Source organism: Paraburkholderia sp. J8-2 (assembly GCF_905220195.1).
In the GTDB taxonomy this organism is placed as follows: Bacteria; Pseudomonadota; Gammaproteobacteria; order Burkholderiales; family Burkholderiaceae; genus Paraburkholderia.
The window spans coordinates 1-3,393 of the sequence record NZ_CAJMZA010000070.1; the positions used below are offsets into that span (position 1 = coordinate 1).

Below are 3,393 nucleotides of genomic sequence, written 5' to 3' on the forward strand. Positions count from 1 at the left end.
CGCGCCACGTGCGTGGATGTCGCTGAGACTCGCGCGGCGGCTTCGCGTGCTACAGAACCCGCAGAACAGGTCACCGATTGAACCGACCGGACCGACATTGCGCCATCGGTCATTCATGCGTGTCGCGCGTTGGCGGCTGATCCGGCCGGACTAGACACGATACCAGCGACTATCGCAAATCCGCCAACGACCACCAGAGGAGTACAGCCGGTCGTGGAATCCGCGGAGACGCGTGTCTTCGTGGCGGCGATCGCGGTCTTCTCATAGTCGATTATCAGCATGAATGACGACGAACTGACCTTCTGCGCAAACTGGACTACCCGGAGTATTGCCGATGGATGCGATCGCGGCGCCAGGCATTCCGGTAATAAGTCCGGATGACCAGTCGGCAGGGACGCTCAAGCAGGGATAAGATCAGCGTTGCGCGCCGGTGCGGCGCGCCCCTTCGCTTGATTCGCTGTACCCGCGGTAGCGGCATCATTCATATCGATGACACCCTGCGTCAAGGGGGAATCCGCAGAACTTGAGACAGGTTGCGCATCGTGATGCCTGCCAGCGCATACCCGGTTGCGCCCCATCCCCTTGGCTACGTAAACCGCTTCGTCTGCGGCTTTCACCAGCGTGCGAACGTCGACAGTACCCGGCGCGCCGGTGGTCGAAACGCCGATGCTCACCGTAACGTAGCCGAACGGGCTTTTCACATGTTCGACCTGCAGATCCTCGATCGCGCGGCGAACTCGCTCCGCGACGCACAGCGCCCCTGCCGTGCCGGTTTCAGGCAGGACCACGACAAACTCTTCACCGCCGTAGCGCGCCACATGGTCGCATGGCCTCGTGATGCTGGTCGATATGCTTTGTGCCACCGCCTTCAGTGCTTCGTCGCCGGCCTGGTGCCCATAGCAGTCGTTATAGGCCTTGAAGTTGTCGATGTCGATGAAGAGTAGCGAGAGCGGCGCACCCTTACGCCTGGCCCGGCGCCACTCGGTGGCCATGATCTTGTCAAGCGTGCCGCGGTTATCCAGTCCGGTCAAGGCGTCGCGTTGCGCCATGCGCCGCAGCTCGGCTTCGGTGCGTTGGCGCTGGCGCAATTGCGTGACGAGCATCCAGGTTCCGGCCGCCTTTACTGCGGTGAAGACAGTCATCAGCATTGCAAACCACCTGGCTCGTGACCACCAGTCGGCGAAAACTTCGCTCATCGCGGGCGCGACTTCGACAACCATCGGCAATCCCGCCAGGCGCCTGTAGACGTATAGCCTGCGTACCCCGTCAATGCTGGCAGTGCCAGCAAACGCCCCCTGCGTCCCTGTCATGATGCGCCCGAACACAGCCGTCTTCGCAAGACTTCTTCCCACCATGTCACGATCGTAAGGAAGCCTCGCGATCAGCGTGCCGTCCGTCTCGAACACCGCTACCGTACCGCCCCGTCCAATTGACAGGCCGTCGAGGAGATCATGATAATAATCGACGTCCAGTCGCCCCACGACCGTACCCGCTGATGTTCCATCTGGACGCGTGATGCGTCGAGCCAACGCGATAACAAGAGTATTTCGCGCCGCGGTGGAAACATAGGGGCGGCTGATATAGAGTCCGGAGTCACTGACACTTGAGTGATCCGGCGATGATGTCCAGTTTGCCCGTTCGTTTAGCTTCACTGGTTCGTCGTCCGAACTGACAAGCAGATCTCCTTTTGAGTTCAGGACGGTAATTGGACCAAGGTAGCGGGCAGTCGCCGCACGATCGAACAGTGCCTGATGGCGCAATTTCGGTGTGAGAGACATTAACCCCGGGTCTGCCGCTCCCTCGGCAACGGCGCGCAGTGAAAGGTCATAGAGTTCTATGCTGCGCTGGATGTCCCGCTCCAGCACCAGCGTGAGGTTGCTTGCGTTCTGGACGGCGCGATCATAGGCGTCGGCTCGTGACCCCAGGAGCATCGCGACACCGATTCCCGCCGTGCCCAACCAGAGCGTTATGCTGCAACACAATAATCCAGTTGGTGTCAGGACGGATTTCGCCGCCGTCGAAAGGAACCGGACGAGCATCCGGACCACACTGGACGGCCTTGCCCACAACTGCGTAATGGCCTGTGGCCACTTATCTTGTTCCGGCTTCACCTGCTTCCCCGATTCTGCTCATATGGGCGGATTGCGCCCTTTATTTTGCGCTGCGCATGGCTATACCCTATGAATCAAGCTCTTGCGGTGAGTTGATCCAGATCAAGCCAGCCTGCCAGTCGTGCGGGAGGTGCGACAATGCAGCGCATACCCTCGGCTCCATCGGGATTCGCAGGAGGCAGACGCCGGTATCGCACGGCGAGCGCGAGTTTCGCCTCCGCCATCATTCGACTGCGGTTCATGTGTGAACGCTCCACGCGACGGGAAGTTGCGACCGCTCGCGCCGCACCTGTTTTAGCGGCGCGCAGAAAGGCCTTTTGAGGCAAACGTCGAAACGCGAACGTTTGCGTCAGGTTTTGGAGAGTCCAGGAGTTTCCCGGGTCAGTTCGAGCGCCTGAGGCGCGATCCACCTGCTTGCCACCTCGCCAATCGCGAGGATGCAAGCTATCCCTTGTGACCCGCATTCGCGCGAAGGCTATGCCTGCCAGACTTCCCGGCACGAGATTGGAGGATATCCGACACTCGTCATGCCAGACGCGTTGGAAAACATTGAAAACGAGAATACCGAGAAACCGTTGAGTACGCGGGCAGTGCGCACGGAAATGGTCAATGGCATGGTCAATCTGATCGAAATCGCCCGGTCGGCGTCTCGGTACTGGCTTGCCTGCCAGCGCGTTCCAGAGCGTGCCAGCCGGCGGGGCCGCGGCGGTCATGACGACCGTTTCGCGTGCAAATATCCACGGACGAATCGCAACTGACCTGGCACCTTTCAACCAGGTTGCATCGATACTTTGCAACCTCCAGCAACTCCCAATGCTGGAAGACAGCGCTTCAACGCCGCCGTATTTCCTCGAATGCGGCGGCCTTTTTTCAGGTAGTGCGTCCGCTATTGCTTCCACGTTTCAAACGGGCCGTACAGAGCGAGTGAATTCGCTGGACAACCGGCGAGCGGTAATCGAGATACCATCCGGTGCGCAGCTTGAAAAGCTTGTGCAGGTCGGCGTCATCCTTCGGAAACGGACGTGCACTTTCCCGCTCCGCAATCGTACGCGCCATCTCCACCAGCCTCGCGCGCTCCAGCCAGTCGCATTCTGCGCCGTTCGAACGCAACCAGATCTGCGCCGATTCGATCAGATGATCCGTGCGCAACCAGACACCCTCACGCGCAAACGTGAAGAGCAGGCCGATCACGAGAAAGCACAGGAGCTCGGCGCGAGCTTCATCGTCCAAAGCTTTCACGGCGCTCAAAAGTGTTCCTGCAGCCCATGATCGCGAATCAGGC

3 protein-coding genes are annotated in these 3,393 nt (G+C 60.0%); 1 reads left to right on the plus strand and 2 read right to left on the minus strand.

Annotation, left to right across the window (positions count from 1 at the left end; translation table 11 throughout):
* Positions 1-398: 398 nt before the first annotated feature.
* Positions 399-2,039: a diguanylate cyclase gene (locus tag U5A52_RS42675; protein WP_321940402.1), complete on the minus strand. Its 1,641-nt coding sequence runs from the start codon at positions 2,037-2,039 to the stop codon at positions 399-401.
* A gap of 599 nt (positions 2,040-2,638) precedes the next feature.
* On the opposite strand from U5A52_RS42675, the gene U5A52_RS42680 reads away from it, so the two are divergent.
* Positions 2,639-2,869 carry a hypothetical protein gene (locus tag U5A52_RS42680; protein WP_321940398.1) on the plus strand — a complete coding sequence of 77 codons (231 nt, stop codon included), beginning with the start codon at positions 2,639-2,641 and terminating at the stop codon, positions 2,867-2,869.
* A gap of 112 nt (positions 2,870-2,981) precedes the next feature.
* On the opposite strand, the gene U5A52_RS42685 is transcribed toward U5A52_RS42680, so the two are convergent.
* Positions 2,982-3,393 (minus strand): hypothetical protein (locus U5A52_RS42685; RefSeq protein ID WP_321940400.1); only part of this gene is annotated, 412 nt, incomplete at its 5' end.

Coding starts and splice junctions, on each gene's coding strand:
- U5A52_RS42675 (WP_321940402.1), bottom strand. CDS start 2,039: ATGCTCGTCCGGTTCCTTTCGACGGCGGCGAAATCCGTCCTGACACCA.
- U5A52_RS42680 (WP_321940398.1), top strand. CDS start 2,639: ATGCCAGACGCGTTGGAAAACATTGAAAACGAGAATACCGAGAAACCG.